Source organism: Mesorhizobium sp. B2-7-2 (genome assembly GCF_006440775.1).
Classification (GTDB): domain Bacteria; phylum Pseudomonadota; class Alphaproteobacteria; order Rhizobiales; family Rhizobiaceae; genus Mesorhizobium.
The window spans coordinates 82,565-100,199 of sequence record NZ_VFTZ01000004.1; the positions used below are offsets into that span (position 1 = coordinate 82,565).

Annotated in this window: 15 protein-coding genes and 1 riboswitch; of the genes, 8 read left to right on the plus strand and 7 right to left on the minus strand. The window is 63.5% G+C overall.

Annotation, left to right across the window (positions count from 1 at the left end):
- Positions 1-117: 117 nt before the first annotated feature.
- A complete protein-coding gene (gene ppk2 / locus FJ425_RS07205) occupies positions 118-1,023 on the minus strand; it encodes a polyphosphate kinase 2 (RefSeq protein WP_140722615.1) in 906 nt (301 codons plus the stop codon).
- Between the two features lie 202 nt (positions 1,024-1,225).
- Here ppk2 and FJ425_RS07210 point away from each other — a divergent pair, with 202 nt between their 5' ends.
- The 3 genes from FJ425_RS07210 (at position 1,226) to FJ425_RS07220 (ending at position 4,413) form a co-directional block, all read left to right on the plus strand.
- A complete protein-coding gene (locus FJ425_RS07210) occupies positions 1,226-2,491 on the plus strand; it encodes an ATP-binding protein (protein WP_140722618.1) in 1,266 nt (421 codons plus the stop codon).
- Between the two features lie 108 nt (positions 2,492-2,599).
- Positions 2,600-3,322 carry a phosphate signaling complex protein PhoU gene (phoU, locus tag FJ425_RS07215; protein ID WP_140542053.1) on the plus strand — a complete coding sequence of 241 codons (723 nt, stop codon included), beginning with the start codon at positions 2,600-2,602 and terminating at the stop codon, positions 3,320-3,322.
- Positions 3,323-3,408: 86 nt separating this feature from the next.
- Complete coding sequence (locus FJ425_RS07220) at positions 3,409-4,413, plus strand: magnesium and cobalt transport protein CorA (protein WP_140542054.1); 1,005 nt, start codon at positions 3,409-3,411, stop codon at positions 4,411-4,413.
- Positions 4,414-4,555: 142 nt separating this feature from the next.
- Here FJ425_RS07220 and FJ425_RS07225 read toward each other — a convergent pair whose 3' ends face one another.
- Positions 4,556-5,074, minus strand: coding sequence for a GcrA family cell cycle regulator (locus tag FJ425_RS07225; RefSeq protein ID WP_095765897.1), 519 nt, complete (start codon positions 5,072-5,074; stop codon positions 4,556-4,558).
- Between the two features lie 357 nt (positions 5,075-5,431).
- Between FJ425_RS07225 and FJ425_RS07230 the strand changes: the two genes are divergently transcribed.
- The 3 genes from FJ425_RS07230 (at position 5,432) to FJ425_RS07240 (ending at position 8,712) form a co-directional block, all read left to right on the plus strand.
- Positions 5,432-6,631, plus strand: a complete 1,200-nt coding sequence (locus FJ425_RS07230) for an aspartate aminotransferase family protein (protein ID WP_140722621.1) — start codon at positions 5,432-5,434, stop codon at positions 6,629-6,631.
- A 16-nt stretch (positions 6,632-6,647) separates the two neighbouring features.
- A complete protein-coding gene (gene argF / locus FJ425_RS07235) occupies positions 6,648-7,559 on the plus strand; it encodes an ornithine carbamoyltransferase (protein WP_140629548.1) in 912 nt (303 codons plus the stop codon).
- A gap of 124 nt (positions 7,560-7,683) precedes the next feature.
- A complete protein-coding gene (locus tag FJ425_RS07240; protein WP_140722624.1) occupies positions 7,684-8,712 on the plus strand; it encodes an Hsp33 family molecular chaperone in 1,029 nt (342 codons plus the stop codon).
- Positions 8,713-8,916: 204 nt separating this feature from the next.
- Here the strand turns inward: FJ425_RS07240 and apaG are convergent, their stop codons facing one another.
- Positions 8,917-9,309, minus strand: a complete 393-nt coding sequence (gene apaG, locus FJ425_RS07245) for a Co2+/Mg2+ efflux protein ApaG (protein ID WP_095765893.1) — start codon at positions 9,307-9,309, stop codon at positions 8,917-8,919.
- Between the two features lie 344 nt (positions 9,310-9,653).
- Between apaG and FJ425_RS07250 the strand changes: the two genes are divergently transcribed.
- Positions 9,654-10,799 carry a ceramide glucosyltransferase gene (locus tag FJ425_RS07250; RefSeq protein WP_140722627.1) on the plus strand — a complete coding sequence of 382 codons (1,146 nt, stop codon included), beginning with the start codon at positions 9,654-9,656 and terminating at the stop codon, positions 10,797-10,799.
- 74 nt (positions 10,800-10,873) lie between these two features.
- Here the strand turns inward: FJ425_RS07250 and FJ425_RS07255 are convergent, their stop codons facing one another.
- On the minus strand, positions 10,874-12,073 hold the full coding sequence (locus FJ425_RS07255; protein ID WP_140722630.1) for an O-succinylhomoserine sulfhydrylase: 1,200 nt from the start codon (positions 12,071-12,073) through the stop codon (positions 10,874-10,876).
- 56 nt (positions 12,074-12,129) lie between these two features.
- Positions 12,130-12,207, minus strand: a riboswitch (SAM riboswitch).
- A 116-nt stretch (positions 12,208-12,323) separates the two neighbouring features.
- On the opposite strand from FJ425_RS07255, the gene FJ425_RS07260 reads away from it, so the two are divergent.
- Positions 12,324-13,418, plus strand: coding sequence for a 2'-deoxycytidine 5'-triphosphate deaminase (locus tag FJ425_RS07260; protein WP_140542060.1), 1,095 nt, complete (start codon positions 12,324-12,326; stop codon positions 13,416-13,418).
- A gap of 38 nt (positions 13,419-13,456) precedes the next feature.
- Here FJ425_RS07260 and araD1 read toward each other — a convergent pair whose 3' ends face one another.
- The 3 genes from araD1 to mmsA form a co-directional block, all read right to left on the minus strand.
- Complete coding sequence (araD1, locus tag FJ425_RS07265) at positions 13,457-14,449, minus strand: AraD1 family protein (protein ID WP_140542061.1); 993 nt, start codon at positions 14,447-14,449, stop codon at positions 13,457-13,459.
- Positions 14,450-14,651: 202 nt separating this feature from the next.
- Positions 14,652-15,947 (minus strand): multiple monosaccharide ABC transporter permease, encoded by a 1,296-nt coding sequence (gene mmsB / locus FJ425_RS07270; protein ID WP_140542062.1) that lies wholly within the window; start codon positions 15,945-15,947, stop codon positions 14,652-14,654.
- A complete protein-coding gene (gene mmsA / locus FJ425_RS07275; protein ID WP_140629559.1) occupies positions 15,944-17,476 on the minus strand; it encodes a multiple monosaccharide ABC transporter ATP-binding protein in 1,533 nt (510 codons plus the stop codon). The genes mmsB and mmsA overlap by 4 nt, the downstream gene beginning before the upstream one ends.
- Positions 17,477-17,635: the final 159 nt, after the last annotated feature.

The window sequence follows — 17,635 nt, forward strand, 5'->3', positions numbered from 1 at the left end:
GCCCGGCATGAAACCCCAGCGCCGCGCAAGCCGAAAGGCGCGCGGCGCTGTAACTCGTCCGGAACCGCGTTACCACGCGGGTAGGGCAGGCCAGCGGTTCCAGACGAAGAACAACAACTAGTCTTTCACGAATTCCGGCCCCTCGCCGATGATCTTCTTGTCGGGTTTGCCGACGGCGTCGAGGTCCCTTCCGTCATAGGGCAGGGAAAGCAGGATACGCTGGATCACCGCGAGCCGGGCGCGTCGCTTGTCATTGGCCCGCACGACGATCCAGGGCGAGAACTCCTTATGCGTGCGCTCGATCATCTGGTCGCGCGCCCTGGTGTAGTCGTCCCATTTGCTGACGCCGGCAATGTCGATCGGCGAGAACTTCCAGTTCTTCAGCGGCGACCAGCGGCGGTCATGGAACCGTTCGAGCTGCGTTTCGCGGCCGATATTCAGCCAGAATTTGAAGAAATGGATGCCTTCGTTGCAGATCATCCGCTCGAAATGCGGCGTCTCGTCCAGGAATTTCTCGTGCTGCTCCGGCGTGCAGAACCCCATGACCGGCTCGACGCCGGCGCGGTTGTACCAGGAGCGGTCGAAGGTGACGAACTCGCCCGAAGTCGGGAAATGGTCGGCATAGCGCTGGTAATACCATTGCCCCGCCTCGGTCGGCGTCGGCTTGGGCAGCGCGACGTTGCGGGCCGTGCGCGGGTTCATATATTGCCGCAGCACGAAGATCGTGCCCCCCTTGCCGGCCGCGTCTCTGCCCTCGAAAAGCGCCATCACCCGCTTGCCGGTGGCCTGCAGCCAGGCCTGCGCCTTGACCAGTTCGATCTGCAGCCCTTCGAGCTCCTTTTCGTAGTCCTCGCTTTTCATCTTCTTGTCGTAAGGATAACCGCCGGCGGTAAGCTTGTTGTCCTCGATCCAGTCAGGCAGCACCGGATTGTCGATGTCGAACGCTCGCTCCTTGCCGCCGATCTTGATCTTGATCGGTGCCGTGGCGGGCACCGCTTCAGCCGTTTCCTTGGCATTTTTCATCCGGACGAACCTTTCCAGTTTGCGGACTCATGCTATGGAGCCTGTGCAGCGCAGCGCGCACTCGGACGCAAAGACGCTGCAGCATTTTGATCTTGCGCATGAACCTTCGCGAAAATCGATCCTGATTTCCAGGGTCCCATGCGTCAGGCCGGTCCAGCGAGCCGGCTGACCGGTCGAACGGGATGCGGGGTGGCGCGGGCCTATGGCAGAGACGGGCGCGGGACAAGACAACAAGGGGCGAGCCTTGACGGGGCGGCTGGCGCGCAACCGCTGGCTGCTTGGCGCGGGCGTTCTCGCGATCCTTGCCGTTTATTTTTTCGCCGGCGCATCCGCCTATGTGCTCGTGCTGGCCCTGGCCGTGCTGGCGGCCGCGGCGATGCTGCCCGCAGATGCCGAACGTGAGCCGGCCGATGCGGGGGCAGCGATCGAGGCCAGCGGGCTGCAGAGGCTCTCCGGCGAATATCTGGCCGCCGCGGTCGCCGACCCGCTGATCATCTTCGACCATTCCGCCACCATCGTTCACGCCAATGCCGCCGCCTTCGCCGCCTTCGGCGGACTGGCGCCCGGTATGTCGCTGTCGCTCAAGTTCCGCGCCCCGGAGATGCAGGCGCTGCTCGACGGCATCCTTGCCGGAGAAGTCGCTTCCGATGCGGTCGACTACACCGAAAAGCTGCCGGTGGAACGCACATATCGGGTCAGCGCGTCCACGGTCGGCCATGCCACCGGCCTTTACGTGCTGGTGTTTAAGGATCAAAGCGAGACGCGCCGCATCGACCGCATGCGGGCCGATTTCATTGCCAATGCCAGCCATGAGTTGCGCACGCCGCTCGCATCGATCGCCGGCTTCATCGAGACGCTGCGCGGGCCGGCCCGCAACGATCCGGCGGCGCGCGACCAGTTCCTGCAGATCATGCAGAACCAGACCGGCCGCATGGCCCGCCTGATCGACGATCTGCTCTCGCTGTCGCGGTTGGAGATGAAGCCCTATCTGGGTCCCGGCACCGAGGTCGATCTTCGCCAGACGATCGACAGCGTCATCGATTCTCTCGGGCCGCTGGCCGGTGAGAACGGCGTCGTCATCGAGCGGGAGTTCGCCAACGCGCCGCTTGTCGTTCCCGGCGATCGCGACGAACTATTCCAAGTTTTCGAGAATCTCCTGGAGAACGCCTGCAAATACGGCCAGTCAGGCGGGCGTGTCACCGTATCGATCGCCGGCGGCGAGGATGGCCAGCAGCCGGGCTTCGACGTCACGATAAGGGATTATGGTCCGGGCATTGCCGAAGAACACATCCCGCGCATCACCGAGCGCTTCTACCGCGTCGATGTCGAAAACAGCCGCGCCCAGAAAGGCACCGGGCTTGGCCTTTCGATCGTCAAGCATATATTGACCCGTCACAACGCAAGATTGTCGATCAAGTCGGAAGTCGGCAAGGGCGCGGCGTTCACGGTTCATTTGCCGGCTCGCTGATCGTATATCGGTTACCAACCGGGATTTTCTTCTTTCTGTCATGCGGTTCACGTATCAGCGACGGATTGAGGGAACGCACCAGCCGGCACAAACCGGGAAGGCATATCCATGCAGTCCGTTCATATCGCCAGTGCCTATGATGAAGAGCTGAAGTTCCTGTCGAAGCGCATCGCCGCGATGGGCGGCCATGCCGAGCGCATGGTCGAACAGGCGGTCGCGGCCCTGGTAAATGTCGACCATGGCCTCGCGCAGAAGGTCATCCAGGACGATCTCGTCCTTGACGAAGGACAGCGCGAGGTCGACGACAAGGCCATCATCATAATCGCCAGGCGCCAGCCGATGGCGACGGATCTTCGCGAGATCGTCGGCGCGATCCGTATCTCGGCCGATATTGAGCGTGTTGGCGACTTGGGCAAGAACGTCGCCAAGCGCGTGGCCTCGGTGGACGGCCGCCAGCCGAATAGCCTTTTCCGCGGTATCGAGGCGCTTGCCAATCTGGCGCTGACGCAGCTCAAGGAAGTGCTCGACGTCTACGCCTCGCGCTCGGTCGAGAGGATTGGCCTCGTGCGCGACCGGGACGACCAGATCGACGCCATGTACACCTCGCTGTTCCGCGAGCTCTTGACCTACATGATGGAAGATCCGCGCAACATCACACCCTGCACGCATCTTCTGTTCTGCGCCAAGAACATCGAGCGCATCGGCGACCACGCGACCAATATCGCCGAGACGATCTATTACATCGTCACAGGCGACCAGATGCCGACCGACCGGCCGAAGGGCGACAGGACCGACAAGGTCGTGCTTTCCGGCACGGTGCCGGCTAAGTGAACCGCCGCCTCTCGAATGGCTTCCTGATTTAGGATAAGCTCCTCCAGGGACAGCGATTTTGTCAGTCGCGTCTCGGGAGGTTTGCGATGGAACAAGTTCGAAACCTGACCCCGGCCCCAACGTCGGGCATCATTGCATCCAGCGTCTATTCGGGCGGCAAGCGCATCGCCGACATCGCCATCGAACAGGCCGGCGAATGGGCGGCAAAACCCGGCCATGTCGTCTGGATCGGCCTGCTCGAGCCCGATCGCAACCTGTTGCTCCGGGTGCAGGCGCAATTCCACCTGCATGATTTGGCGATCGAGGATGCCGAGCATCCGCATGCGCGCCCCAAGATCGAGCAATATGGCGACGCCCTCTTCATCGTTGCCCGCACCGCGCAATTGATCGATGGCCGTGTCACTTTCGGCGAGACGCATCTGTTCGTCGGCGCCGGCTACATCGTCAGCGTCCGGCACGGCCCGTCGACCTCTTACGCCGCCGTGCGCCAGCACTGGGAGAGCTGCCCGCATTCGCTCGCCAAAGGCGAGGATTTCGTCCTCTACGCCATTCTCGATTTCATCGTCGACAACTACATGCCGGTGCTGGAGCAGATCGAGGACGAGGTCGAGGCGATTGAGGACAAGGTGCTTCTGAAGCCGATGACCGGTTCCGATATCGAGCGGCTTTACATGCTGCGCCGCGATCTGCTGCGGCTGCGCAATGCGGCGCTGCCGCTGGTCGAGGTCTGCCGTCGGCTGACCAGCGCCGACCTGCCACAGATACATGCCGCCATGCATCCGCTGTTTCGCGACGTGACCGACCACATCCGCACCGTGCAGGAAAAGATCGACTCCCTGCGCGAGGTTCTGGCCTTCGCCTTCGAAGCCAGTCTGCTGGTCGGGCAGAGCCAGGAAACCGCAATATCCAAGAAGCTCGCCTCATGGGCCGCCATCCTGGCGGTGCCCACGGCCTTCGCCGGCATCTACGGCATGAACTTCTCCGACATGCCGGAACTGAAGATGGAATACGGATATCCGGCCGTCTTGGTGGCGATCGCGCTCATCTGCGCGTTCCTGTACTGGCGGTTCAAGAAGAATGGATGGCTGTGAAGGGAGGGAGTAGGGGAGTAGGGAGCGAGTAGCGAATAGGGAGTAGCGAGTAGGGGAAATAAGTTGCCCTTTTCGCGAAACTCAATCCAGTTCTATTCGCTATTCGCTATTCGCTATTCGCTATTCGCTATTCGCTATTCGCTCAGCGCGCCCTGCGCCGCTCCCCGGCCGGCTGGAACGCCACCCGGGAATGATACTTGCAATAGGGTCCCGTTTCGGCGGCGTCGTTGCCGCAGAAGTTGAAGTCTTCCGACAGCGGATCGCCGTTCGGCCATTTGCAGGTGCGTTCGGTCAGCTCGACGAGCTGCAGATGCCGCGAGATCGGCACGACCACGTTCTCGACCGGTCGGATATAGTGGCGGGCGACGGGCTCGGCGTCGAACTGCACCTGCAGCGCGGTGGCGCCGATGGTGGTGGTCACGTGACGCGTGGCACTTGCGGCGCGGGTCACCGATTTCTGCATCGAGGCGCCTTGCGTCGCCTTCTTCTGGCGCGCCGGAGCGGCCGTTGCGCGGCCGCGGCCCGACAGCTTCAGGCGATGCACCTTGCCGATGACGGCGTTGCGGCTCACCCCGCCGAGCTGTGCGGCGATCTGGCTGGCGCTCAGACCCTCCGACCACAATTTCCTGAGAAGTTCGACTCGCTCGTCAGTCCAGTTCATGAGACCGCGCTCCTGCTGAGGCGTGCGGCAGTCAGAATCCTTTCCCGCCCCCGGCTCTCGCCGGGCAAACAACACCACATATACCGGGTGATTAGGTCCGCCGCACGAAATCTAGTTATTTCTCGACTACAAATACCTTATGCGCTGACTCGGTGACAAGAGTCCCCAGGGCAACATGATTCGGTTTTTTCGGTTTTCCCCAACTTGCCGGCCTACTTATGAGCCGGCGTGGCGTCAGGGGCTTGCCACGCGCTTCTGCGTGACGTTTTCGTTGACTTCATGGCCGAAAACCATGATAAGCCGCAAAGGCCGCCGCATTGGCGGCTTTTTTGATTTCCGGTTCCGGAGACGCATATAATGAGCGGTTCGGCGCTTTACGAGACCTTTGCTCGCGCACCCCTGGCTTTCGACCGCGGGGAGGGGACCTGGCTGGTCACCGACAAGGGCGAGCGATATCTCGACTTCGCGGGCGGCATTGCGGTGAATTCGCTGGGCCACGGCCATCCGCATCTGGTCGCGGCGCTCACCGAGCAGGCTGCCAAGCTGTGGCACGTCTCCAACCTCTATGAGATCCCGGAACAGCGCCGGCTGGGCGAGCGGCTGACTGAGGCGACCTTTGCAGACAAGGTGTTCTTCACCAATTCCGGTGCCGAGGCGCTGGAATGCGCCATCAAGACGGCCAGGCGCTATCAATTCGTCAAGGGCCGTCCCGAGCGTTTCCGCATCATCACCTTCGAGGGTGCCTTTCACGGCCGCACGCTGGCGACGATCGCCGCCGGCGGCCAGTACAAATATCTCGAAGGCTTCGGCCCGAAGGTCGAGGGATTCGACCAGGTGGCTTTCGACGACATCGACGCCGCTGAAAAGGCGATCACGCCGGAGACCGCGGCGATCCTGATCGAGCCGGTTCAAGGCGAGGGCGGCATACGCCCGGTGCCGACGCAATCGCTGAAGCGGTTGCGGCAACTCTGCGACAAGCACGGCCTGCTTTTGATCTTCGACGAGGTCCAGTGCGGCATCGGTCGCACCGGCAAGCTGTTCGCGCATGAATGGTCAGGCGTCACGCCCGATCTGATGGCGATCGCCAAGGGCATCGGCGGCGGCTTCCCGATGGGCGCCTGCCTTGCCACCGACGAGGCGGCGACCGGCATGACGGCCGGCGTGCACGGCACCACCTTCGGCGGCAATCCGCTCGCGATGGCCGTCGGCAACGCCGTGCTCGACGTGGTGCTGGCCGACGGCTTCCTTGAGGACGTGCAGCGCAAGGCGCTGCTTCTGAAGCAGGGCCTTGCGGCGGTGGCCGATGAATTCCCCGACGTCATCGAGGGCATCAGGGGAACCGGCCTTATGCTCGGCCTGAAATGCGCCATGCCCAACGCCAAGGTGAACATGGCGCTGCGCGACCAGCACCTGCTTGCCGTGCCGGCGGGCGATAACGTCATCCGCCTCCTGCCGCCGCTCACCGTCACCGACGAGGAGATCGGCGAGGCGCTGGAGCGCATTCGCGGCGGCGCCAAGCGCCTGACCGACGCGATTGCCGCCGAAGCCGCCAAATAATTTCTGGAACCTGCCGATGAGTGTTCGCCACTTCACCGATCTGTCCGCCGTTTCCGCGGGCGACCTGCGCATCATGCTTGACGACGCGGTGGCGCGAAAGACCAGGCTCAAGGCGGGTGAGCGTTCAAAACCGCTCGATGGCAAGGTGCTGGCCATGATCTTCGATAAGCCGTCGACGCGCACGCGCGTGTCCTTCGATGTCGGCATGCGCCAGCTCGGCGGCGAGACCATCATGCTGACCGGCACCGAGATGCAGCTCGGCCGTTCGGAGACGATCGCCGACACGGCGAAAGTGCTGTCGCGCTATGTCGACGCCATCATGATCCGCACCACCTCGCACGACCGGCTGCTGGAGCTCACCGAGAACGCCACCGTTCCGGTCATCAACGGGCTGACCGACGACACGCATCCCTGCCAGCTCATGGCCGACATCATGACCTTTGAGGAGCATCGCGGTCCGGTGTCCGGCAAGACTTTCGCCTGGACCGGCGACGGCAACAATGTGCTGCATTCGCTCCTGGAGGCCTCGGCGCGCTTTAGCTTCAACCTCAATGTCGCGGTGCCGGAAGGCAGCGAGCCTTTCGAGAAATATGTCGACTGGTCGAAGGCCAATGGCGGCAAGGTTCGGTTTTCCAGGTCCGCCGAGGAAGCCGTCGACAAGGCCGACTGCGTCGTCACCGACAGCTGGGTCTCCATGGGCCAGGAGCATCGCGCCCGCGGCCACAACGTCTTCCTGCCCTATCAGGTCAATGCGGCGCTGATGGCAAAGGCCAAGCCCGATGCATTGTTCATGCACTGCCTGCCGGCGCATCGCGGCGAGGAGGTCACCGATGAGGTGATCGACGGGCCGCATTCGGTGGTCTTCGACGAGGCCGAGAACCGGCTGCACGCCCAGAAGGCTGTGCTGGCCTGGTGTCTGGGCGCGTGAGAAGGGCTGGACCTGACCGCTTCCGGCCCGATCGGGCTCAACTTGATCTGGGGACATGTGATGCCTATTTGCGGGCCATCACGTAAATTGAACGCGCTTCGACGCATGCGGCTCACCGGGCGGCATGGCTGCGCCCCGGAGTATTGTCATGTTGGAAACCCAGACCTTGGCTGAGCATAAACCCCAACTCGGTGAATTCGGCTTCGCCGGCGACGATCATGTCGTGCCTTATGAGGTCGCGCCGCTCGATGTGCGCGGCCGCACCGTGCAGCTCGGGCCGATGCTCGACGCTATTCTGAGCCGCCACGATTACCCTGAGCCCGTCGCCCGCCTGCTGGCGGAAGCCTGCGTGCTCACCGTGCTGCTCGGCACCTCGTTGAAGTTCGAAGGCAAGTTCATCCTGCAGACCCGCACCGACGGTCCGGTCGACATGCTGGTGGCCGATTTCACCACGCCGCATGCGCTGCGCGCCTATGCGCGCTTCGATGCCGACCGGCTGCAGGCGCTGACCGCCGCCGGCGAGACCTCGCAGCAGACGCTGCTCGGCGACGGCGTCTTGGCCTTGACGATCGACCAGGGCCCGCATACGCAGCGCTACCAAGGCATCGTCCAGCTCGACGGCACCTCGCTCGAGGACGCCGCGCGCACCTATTTCCGGCAGTCGGAGCAGATCCCGACCGATATCAAGATGTCGGTCGCCAAGCTGGTCACGCGCGGCCCGGCCGGCGCGCGCGAGCAGTGGCGCGCCGGCGGCATCCTGGCGCAATTCCTGCCGCAATCGCCGGAGCGCATGCGCGTTCCCGATATTTCCGGCGGCGACGGCGATCCGCGTGACGTCGCGGACCAGCCGGCCGACAATTCCTGGCAGGAGTTGCTGGCGCTGCTCGGCACGATCGAGCCGACCGAGTTGATCGACCCGACGGTGGGCGCCGAGCGATTGCTCTACCGGCTGTTCCACGAACACGGCGTGCGCGTTTTCCGCGGCGTCCCTGTCGCCGACCAGTGCTCCTGCTCGCGCGACAAGATCCGCGGCATTCTCGAAGGCTTTTCGGCTGAGGAGATCAAGGAATCGACCGAAGAGGGCGGCATCCATGTCGCCTGCGAGTTCTGCTCGACCCAATACGACTTCGACCCGGATGAATTCGCGAAGTAAGCGCTCTTCCTTCTCCCCGTTCCACGGGGAGAAGGTGCCCAAAGGGCGGATGAGGGGCGGCGCCAACGTTGGCCGTGATAGCGTCCGCCGTGAGAGCCGCTGTCGTCAGCCTCAACGAAAATCTTAGAAGCCCGGCGCTGCCCCTCATTGCCCTGCCGGGCATTTCTCCCCGTAAAACGGGGAGAAAGAGGCTGTCGCCGACGCCTAATTCACCGTGCGCCTTGTCCCCGGCATATCGAGCGAGAAAGCCGGAATGGCGATATCAAACGTCTCGCCGCGGCCGTTGCGCATCGTGTAGTGGCCGACCATGATGCCTGATGGCGTCGAGAGCGGGCAGCCCGAGGTGTACTGGTAGCTGTCGCCGGGATTGAGTTCCGGCTGGTCGCCGACGACGCCGGCGCCGCGCACCTCCTCGACCCGGCCCTGGCCGTCGGTGATGTGCCAGTAGCGCGACACAAGCTGCACGAACTCATCGGAGCGGTTGTCGATCGTCACCTGATAGCCCCAGACATAGCGGTTCTCGGACGGATCGGAGCGGTCCTCCAGATAGAAGGGCCTGACCAGCACTTCGATGTTGCGCGTCACTGCGCGATACATGGGCCACTCCGGTTGCCGCCGCGGAACATATGTCACGCTCCGCTCTTGATAAACGCAGCGCCGACCATCCTGCCAGCCTTGAAAGTGCAGGTGCCGAAAAACAATGTCATTTAGGTGACACATGACAATGTTGGTGTGCACAAACCGCGCCGGGCGACTCGGACGCTCTGTAACAGTTGAAACGGTCGCGTGCGGCCTAAAGCAATTCCAGGAAAAGCGCGAGCGGTTAGGCTCGGCGCCTTCGCCGTAGCCTTCCGTCCGGAATCGCGTGAAAACAAGGAGATGGAGTGGGTCGCCGTTTGCGTGAAACGGTGAAACTCTCTATCGGGAGTGACCAGATCTCGATGGAACTGACTATCGCAGCCGGCCTGGCTTCGTCAGCGCTTCTTTCCTTCAATCTCGCCAGCATCCTGCTCGCCTCGTCGCGGCTGAAGCGGCGGCATGTCATCGCGCCGCCCCCCAGCGCGCGGCCACCGGTCTCCTTCATCGTGCCGTCGCGTGGCGTCGAGCCGTTCACGCCGGAGACCTTGCAGCGCGCCTTCTCGCTCGATTGGCCGCGCTACGAGCTGATCTTCTGCGTCGCGCATGCCGAAGACCCGGTGGTCAAGCTGATCGACGCTGCGATCGCGCGCCACCCCAAAATTCCTGCGCGGCTGCTGATCGGCGACGATCGCGTCAGCGCCAATCCCAAGCTCAACAACTGCGTCAAGGGTTGGCAGGCGGCGCGGCACGATTGGGTGATCCTCGCCGATTCCAACGTGCTGATGCCGAGAGACTATGTCCAGCACCTGATGGCGGCATGGCGGCCGGATACCGGCCTCGTCTGCTCGACGCCTATCGGCTCGCGGCCGGACGGGTTTTGGGCCGAGGTCGAATGCGCCTTCCTCAACACGCTGCAGGCGCGCTGGCAGTATGCCGGGGAGGCGCTTGGCCTTGGCTTCGCCCAGGGCAAGAGCATGCTGTGGAACAAGCCGATGCTCGACGCCAATGGCGGCATCCAGGCCTTGGCCGCCGAGATCGCCGAGGACGCCGCGGCCACCAAGCTGGTCAACGGCTTGGGGCTCAAGGTCAACCTCGTCGCCTCGCCATTCGAGCAGCCGCTTGGACTGCGCAGCTTCGCCGAGATCTGGTCGCGCCAGGCGCGCTGGGCGCGGCTGCGCCGCGTCACGTTCCCGCTGTTCTTCGCGCCGGAGATCCTGACGGGTGCCGCGATGCCGCTGCTGCTGGCGCTGACCGCCGCGGCAAGCGCCGGCGTCAGTCTGCCTACGACGGCCTTGGGCGTGCTGGCGATCGCCTACCTGCCGGAATGGCTGCTGGCCTTTGCGAAGGGCTGGTACCTGTCGCCGCGCAGCGTCACCGCGATGATCGTGCGCGATGCCCTGCTGCCGGCCATCTGGGCGCGCGCCTGGTTCGGCGGCGCCGTCGAATGGCGCGGCAACGCCATGACCATCCGCACCAAGGCGATGACCGAGCTGGAGGAGCTCGCCTAGAGCAATTCCAGGAAAAGTGTGAAACGGTTTTCCGTCCGGAATTGCGGCTCTGGAAGGCTCCGGCCGCGGCGTTCTCAGCCTTCTATTTTTGCTGCCTTCAGCGCCTGTTCGACGTCTTCCAGCAGATCGTCGGTGTCCTCCAGGCCAACGGAGAGCCTCAGCGTGCCTGGCCCGATGCCGAGTTCGGCGCGGGCCTCGTCGCTCAGGTTCTTGTGTGTCGTCGTCGCCGGATGGGTGATCAGGCTCTTGGCGTCACCGAGATTGTTCGAGATCAGCACGATGTCGAGCGCGTTCTGGAAGGCAAAGGCCGCCTGCTTGCCGCCCTTGACGTCGAGGCAGATCAGCGTCGAGCCTCCCGACATCTGCTTCTTGACGATATCCGCTTGCGGATGATCGGCGCGACCCGGATAGATGACACGGGCGATCTCCGGTCGGCCGGCAAGGAAGTCGGCGATCTTGCCGGCGCTCTCGGTCTGCTGGCGCACGCGCAGCGGCAGCGTCTCCAGGCCTTTGAGCAGCGTCCAGGCGTTGAAGGGCGACAGGCTGGGACCGGTGTGGCGGAAATAGTCGTGCAGGTTCTCGTCGATCCACTTCTTGTCCGACAGGATGACGCCGCCGAGGCAGCGGCCCTGGCCGTCTATGTGCTTGGTCGCCGAATAGACGACGATATGGGCGCCGAGCAGCAAGGGCTTCTGCTGCAGCGGCGTGGCGAAGACATTGTCGACGATCAGCCTGGCGCCGATCGAATTGGCGAGCTTGGCGACCGCGGCGATATCGACCACCTCCAGCGTCGGGTTGGTCGGGCTTTCCAGGAAGAACAGCTTGGTGTTCGGCCTTATCGCCTTTTCCCAATTGGCGATGTCGGTGCCGTCGACCAGCGTCGCCTCGATGCCGTAGCGCGGCGCCAGCGTCTCGACCACCCAGCGACAGGAACCGAACAGGGCGCGCGCCGCGACGATATGATCTCCGGCCTTGGCGCTGCAGAGCAGCGCGGCGGTTACCGCGGCCATGCCGGAAGCGGTGGCGCGGGCATCCTCGGCGCCTTCCAGCGCGCACATGCGCTTTTCGAACATGTCGACGGTCGGGTTGGCGTAGCGCGAATAGATGAAGCCCGGCTCTTCGCCCTTGAAGCGGGCTTCCGCCGCTTGCGCCGTCTCGTAGACATAGCCTTGGGTGAGATACATCGCCTCCGATGTCTCGCCGAAGCCGGAACGCAACGTTCCGCCATGCACGAGTGCCGTCTGAGGTTTCCAGTTGCGCTTCTTGGTGCTCATAGCCCTGCTTTCAGACACAAAAAAACCGGCCGCGAAGTCGCAACCGGTCCATATAGCCTTGCGGCTCGACGGTCCTTTAGCGACTTGTTTAACGTGGCTGCAAGCCGACCGGCCAAATCACCACGGGATAACGACCCTTTAGACCCGCGCCGCGCTTGCGTCAATTGCCGGCTTCATTAAGAGGTTTGTACCAGCCGGGCGGCAAGAGCCTGCTTAGATCCTAGCCCGGCCTTGTGAACGGAGCCAGCCTTTGCGGCAAACAGGCATTCTTCCGGATCAGGACATCGCAGCGCTGTTCGAGGCGAAGGCGCTGAAGTCGCCGCGCGCGCTGGACGCCGACCAGATCCAGCCGGCCAGCCTCGATCTCAGGCTCGGCGACAAAGCGTTTCGCGTGCGTGCCTCGTTCCTGCCGGGTCCGGATCATCGGGTCGTCGACAAGCTCGAGCGGCTGAAGCTGCACGAGATCAGCCTTGCCGAGGGCGCGGTGCTGGAAACCGGCTGCGTCTATATCGTGCCGCTGCTCGAGAGCCTGGCGCTGCCGGCGAACGTATCCGCCTCGGCCAATCCGAAGAGCTCGACCGGCCGCCTCGACATCTTCACACGCGTCATGACCGATCGTGGCCACGAGTTCGACAAGATCGCCGCCGGCTATCGCGGGCCGCTCTATCTCGAAGTCAGCCCGCGCACCTTCCCGATCGTCGTGCGCGCCGGCTCGCGGCTGTCGCAGATCCGCTTCCGCACCGGCAACGCGGTGCTCTCGGAAAGCGAGCTGCGCGACCTTCACCGCGCCGAGATGCTGGTCGCCACCGAGCCGCCCAATATTTCAGGCGGCGGCATCGCGCTCTCCATCGATCTTGACGGCGACAAGGACGGCCTCGTCGGCTACCGCGGCAAGCACCACACCGGCCTGGTCGACGTCGACAAGCGTGCCGCGCAGGATGTCGTCGATTTCTGGGAGCCGATCTACAAGAGCGGCGCCGGCGAACTGGTGCTCGATCCGGACGAATTCTATATCCTGGTCAGCCGAGAAGCTGTGCATGTGCCGCCGCTCTATGCCGCCGAGATGACACCCTTCGATCCGCTGGTCGGCGAGTTCCGCGTCCATTATGCCGGCTTCTTCGATCCGGGCTTCGGCCACTCCGCCGCCGGCGGCAGCGGCAGCCGCGCCGTGCTCGAAGTGCGCAGCCACGAGGTGCCTTTTATCCTCGACCACGGCCAGATCGTCGGCCGTCTCGTCTACGAGCATATGCTGAAGCGCCCGCAGGCGCTTTACGGCACCGAACTCGGCTCGAACTATCAGGCGCAGGGCCTGAAGCTCTCCAAGCATTTTCGCGCAGCGCGCTGAAGCTGCTGATCTCCCCCTCGTGGGGAGATCACCCTACCTCACAGCGCCTTCACCGCCACCTTGACCGGCTTTTCGATCTCCAGCGGATTGCGCAGCGGCAGGCCGAAATCCTGCGCCTCGATTTCGAAAGTATCGCCAGCCTCGGTCCTGATACCATCGGCGAAGGACAATGTCGCGGTGCCGAACATATGCACATGCACATCGCCCGGCTGGCGGAAGGCCGAATATTTGAAATGGTGGTGCTCGAGATTGGCGATGGTGTGCGACATGTTCGCTTCGCCCGACAGGAACGGCTTTTCCCAGAGCAGCTTGCCGTCGCGCCAGATGCGCGATGCGCCGCGGATGTCGGCCGGCAGGTCGCCGATCAGGATTTCGGGGCCAAACGAGGCGTTGCGCAGCTTGGAATGGGCGAGGAACAGATAGTTCACCCGCTCGGTCACGTGATCGGAAAACTCGTTCGACAGCGTGAAGCCGACGCGGAACGGCGCGCCGTCATCGCCGATGACATAGATGCCCGCGATCTCCGGCTCCTCGCCGCCGTCCTGCGCGAAGGCAGGCGACATCAGGGGAGCGCCGGGGGCCACCGCCATCGTGCCGTTGCCCTTGTAGAACCATTCCGGCTGCACGCCGACCTGTCCCTTGGCGGGCTTGCCGCCTTCGAGCCCCATGCGGAACATCTTCATAGAATCGGTGAGCTGTTCTTCGCCGTCACTGAGCTTCTTGTGCATGGAATCGCGCGTCGCCGCGGAACCGAGATGCGTCAGCCCCGTGCCGGTGAGATGCAGATGCGCGGGATCCGGATGGTTGATCGGCGAGACCAGCCTGCCCCTCTTGTAGGCGGCGTCGAGATCGACCGTCTCGCCATAGCCCTTGCGCTCGATCAATGCTTCGAGGCCCGTGCCCGTCCGCGCGGCCTCCATCGCCAGCGAATAGACGCTGCGCGCGCCGTTGATGACCCTGGTCTTGCCGCCGCCATTGCGGGCGACGACGCGGATCGTCTCGGCGTCGTCGAGAATCTGGGAGATCAGCATGTTTGAACCCTCTCTCATCTGCCTGGCTGCCCGCGGGCAAACCTTGACCGGCGCGGCGCGGAGAAATCCGCGCCACGGTTGAAATTCTTCGTCCGGATTGCGCTCGCGAGCCCGGTCCTTGCCTGGACTTCTTGGTGCCGACGGGTTGCCGGCAGCTTCGCGATCTGAAACCCGTATGCCTTCTTAAGTCCGCTTCAGGTCTTCAGGCCTTGTTCTTGTTGTAGACGTCGAAGATGACGGCGCCGAGCAGCACCAGGCCTTTCACCACCTGCTGCCAGTCGACATTGACGCCCATGATCGACATGCCGTTGTTCATCACGCCCATGATGAAGCCGCCGACGACGGCGCCGATCACCTGTCCGACGCCGCCCATTGCCGAGGCGCCGCCGATGAAGACGGCCGCAATGACGTCGAGCTCGCTGCCGAGACCCGCCGCCGGCACGGCCTGGCCGAGGCGCGCCGCGATGATCAGGCCGCCCAGTGCCGACAGCACGCCCATATTGATGAAGACCATCAGGGTCAGCCTTTCGGTGTTGATGCCCGAAAGCTGTGCGGCCTTGGCGTTGCCGCCCATGGCGTAGATGCGGCGGCCGATGGTCATGCGCTTGGTGACGAAGACGAACAGTGAGATCAGCACGCCCATCACCAGCAGCACGACCGGCAGGCCCCTGTAGCTGGCGAACTGGAAGACCAGGAACAGCGCCAGCGCGCCGCCAACCAGCGTCTTGACGACGAACAGCGGGAAGGGCTCCGCCTCATAGCCATGCCGCTCGCGCTTGCGCCGCGTCCTGAAGCCGAAATAGGCGTAGGCGAGCACCGCGACGAGGCCGAGCACGACCGTCGTCATATGCAGCGTCAGTCCGCTGCCGACGATCGTCTTGCCGGCGGCATTGACCGTCGGCGGGACCAGCGTCAGCGGGCCGATCACATCCGGGATGAAGCCGGAGCTCAGCGCCTTGAAGCTGTCGGGCAACGGGCCGACCGAGGAGCCGCCCCCGAGCAGCGCCTGGCAGATGCCGCGGAAGATCAGCATGCCCGCCAATGTCACGATGAAGCTCGGTATCTTGTGATAGGCGATCCAGTAGCCTTGCGCCGCGCCGATCAGGGCGCCGACGAACAGGCAGACGATCGAGACCACCAGCGGATTCGAGAATATCCCGAGCGGCCAGATCACCATCATCATCGCCGCCAGCGCGCCGATGAAGCCGGCGACCGAGCCGACGCTGAGGTCGATATAGCCGGAGACGATCACCAGGAGCATGCCGAGCGCCATCACGATGATGAACGAGTTCTGCTGCACCAGGTTGCTGAGATTCACCGGTTTGAACAGCGTTCCCGACGTCGTGTACTGGAAGAACAGCATGATGACGATCAGCGCGATGATCAGGCCGTATTCGCGCAGGTTCGTCGTCAGCGCCGAGACGGCGACGCGCGGGCCCTGCTGCTTGACGTCCTCGGCGAGGCCGCTTTGCGGCGCGGGAGCGCTTTCTGTGCTCATGATGTTTTTCCTTCTCCGCGAACGATGGCGCGCATGATTTTTTCCTGGCTTGCGTCGCTTGCAGCCATTTCGCCGACTATACGCCCTTCGTTCATCACATAGATACGGTCGGAGATACCGAGCAGCTCGGGCATTTCCGACGAGATGACGATGATCGCTTTGCCCTCGGCGGCAAGGCGCGCGATGATCGTATAGATTTCGTACTTCGCGCCGACGTCAATGCCGCGGGTCGGCTCGTCGAGGATCAAAACCTCCGGATCGGCGAACAGCCATTTCGACAGCACGACCTTCTGCTGGTTGCCGCCCGAGAGGTTGCCGGTCAGCTGGTAGACGCTGGAGGCGCGGATGTTGGTCTTCTTGCGGTAGTCGTTGGCGACGCTCATCTCGCGCATGTCGTCGATGACGCCGCGGCTGGAAACGCCGGACAGGTTGGCCAAGGTCACGTTGTGCTTGATGTGGTCGATCAGATTGAGGCCGTAGGTCTTGCGGTCCTCGGTGACATAGGCGATGCCGCTTGCCACCGCCTTGCTCACTGATGAGAGGTCGATAGGCTTGCCACGCAGCGACACCTCTCCGGTGATGTGCCGGCCGTAGGAGCGCCCGAAAAGGCTCATCGCGAATTCGGTCCGGCCGGCGCCCATCAGACCGGCGATGCCGACAACTTCGCCCCTGCGCACATTGAGGTTGATGTTCTTGATCACCTGCCGGTCGGCATGGATCGGGTGGTAGACCGACCAGTCCTTCACCTCGAAGATGACGTCGCCGATCTTCGGCTCGCGCGGCGGGTAGCGGTCGTCGAGCGAGCGGCCGACCATCGAGGTGATGATGCGGTCTTCCGAGATGTCCTTCCTCGGCAAGGTCTCGATGGTGCGTCCGTCGCGGATCACCGTCACCTTGTCGGCGACGCGGTTCACCTCGTTGAGCTTGTGCGAGATCAGGATCGAGGTCATGCCCTGGCGCTTGAACTCGAGCAGAAGGTCGAGCAGCGCCTGGCTGTCCTTCTCGCTGAGCGAGGCCGTCGGCTCGTCGAGGATCAGGAGCTTTACTTCCTTGCTCAGCGCCTTGGCGATCTCGACCAGCTGCTGCTTGCCGACGCCGATATTGGTGATGAGCGTCTTGGGGTCTTCCTTGAGCCCGACCTTCTTCAGCAGGGCGCCGGTACGCGTCTCGTTGGCGTCCCAGTCGATGACGCCGTAGGTGGCGTGCTCGTTGCCCAAGAAGATGTTTTCCGCGATCGACAGCATCGGCACCAGGGCAAGCTCCTGGTGGATGATGACGATACCGATATGCTCGCTGTCGTGAATGCCTTTGAAATTGCATTCCTGGCCGCGGAAGATGATCTGGCCCTCATAGGTGCCGGACGGATAGACGCCCGACAGCACCTTCATCAGTGTCGACTTGCCGGCGCCGTTCTCGCCGACGACGGCGTGGATCTCACCTTCCTCGACGCTGAGATTGACGTTCGACAACGCCTTCACGCCGGGGAACGTCTTGGTGATGTCGCGCATCTCCAAAATCGTCGAGGCCATCAGGATCTGCTCCCTGGCGCAGGCCTTCCACTCGCGGAAAGCGTCTTGCGCGAAATCAACATGCCGCAGTTTCGCTCATGCCGTGGCGGCATATGGCGCTGCGGTAGCCGGCAAAAACAATACCGGGGTCGCTTGCGAACAAAAAGGGGCCCTGCGTGA

Excerpts from the sequence above, each read along its gene's own strand:
- ppk2 (WP_140722615.1), bottom strand. The coding sequence starts at position 1,023 with ATGAAAAATGCCAAGGAAACGGCTGAAGCGGTGCCCGCCACGGCACCG.
- FJ425_RS07210 (WP_140722618.1), top strand. The coding sequence starts at position 1,226 with ATGGCAGAGACGGGCGCGGGACAAGACAACAAGGGGCGAGCCTTGACG.
- phoU (WP_140542053.1), top strand. The coding sequence starts at position 2,600 with ATGCAGTCCGTTCATATCGCCAGTGCCTATGATGAAGAGCTGAAGTTC.
- FJ425_RS07220 (WP_140542054.1), top strand. The coding sequence starts at position 3,409 with ATGGAACAAGTTCGAAACCTGACCCCGGCCCCAACGTCGGGCATCATT.
- FJ425_RS07225 (WP_095765897.1), bottom strand. The coding sequence starts at position 5,074 with ATGAACTGGACTGACGAGCGAGTCGAACTTCTCAGGAAATTGTGGTCG.
- FJ425_RS07230 (WP_140722621.1), top strand. The coding sequence starts at position 5,432 with ATGAGCGGTTCGGCGCTTTACGAGACCTTTGCTCGCGCACCCCTGGCT.
- argF (WP_140629548.1), top strand. The coding sequence starts at position 6,648 with ATGAGTGTTCGCCACTTCACCGATCTGTCCGCCGTTTCCGCGGGCGAC.
- FJ425_RS07240 (WP_140722624.1), top strand. The coding sequence starts at position 7,684 with ATGGCTGCGCCCCGGAGTATTGTCATGTTGGAAACCCAGACCTTGGCT.
- apaG (WP_095765893.1), bottom strand. The coding sequence starts at position 9,309 with ATGTATCGCGCAGTGACGCGCAACATCGAAGTGCTGGTCAGGCCCTTC.
- FJ425_RS07250 (WP_140722627.1), top strand. The coding sequence starts at position 9,654 with ATGGAACTGACTATCGCAGCCGGCCTGGCTTCGTCAGCGCTTCTTTCC.
- FJ425_RS07255 (WP_140722630.1), bottom strand. The coding sequence starts at position 12,073 with ATGAGCACCAAGAAGCGCAACTGGAAACCTCAGACGGCACTCGTGCAT.
- araD1 (WP_140542061.1), bottom strand. The coding sequence starts at position 14,449 with ATGCTGATCTCCCAGATTCTCGACGACGCCGAGACGATCCGCGTCGTC.
- mmsB (WP_140542062.1), bottom strand. The coding sequence starts at position 15,947 with ATGAGCACAGAAAGCGCTCCCGCGCCGCAAAGCGGCCTCGCCGAGGAC.
- mmsA (WP_140629559.1), bottom strand. The coding sequence starts at position 17,476 with ATGGCCTCGACGATTTTGGAGATGCGCGACATCACCAAGACGTTCCCC.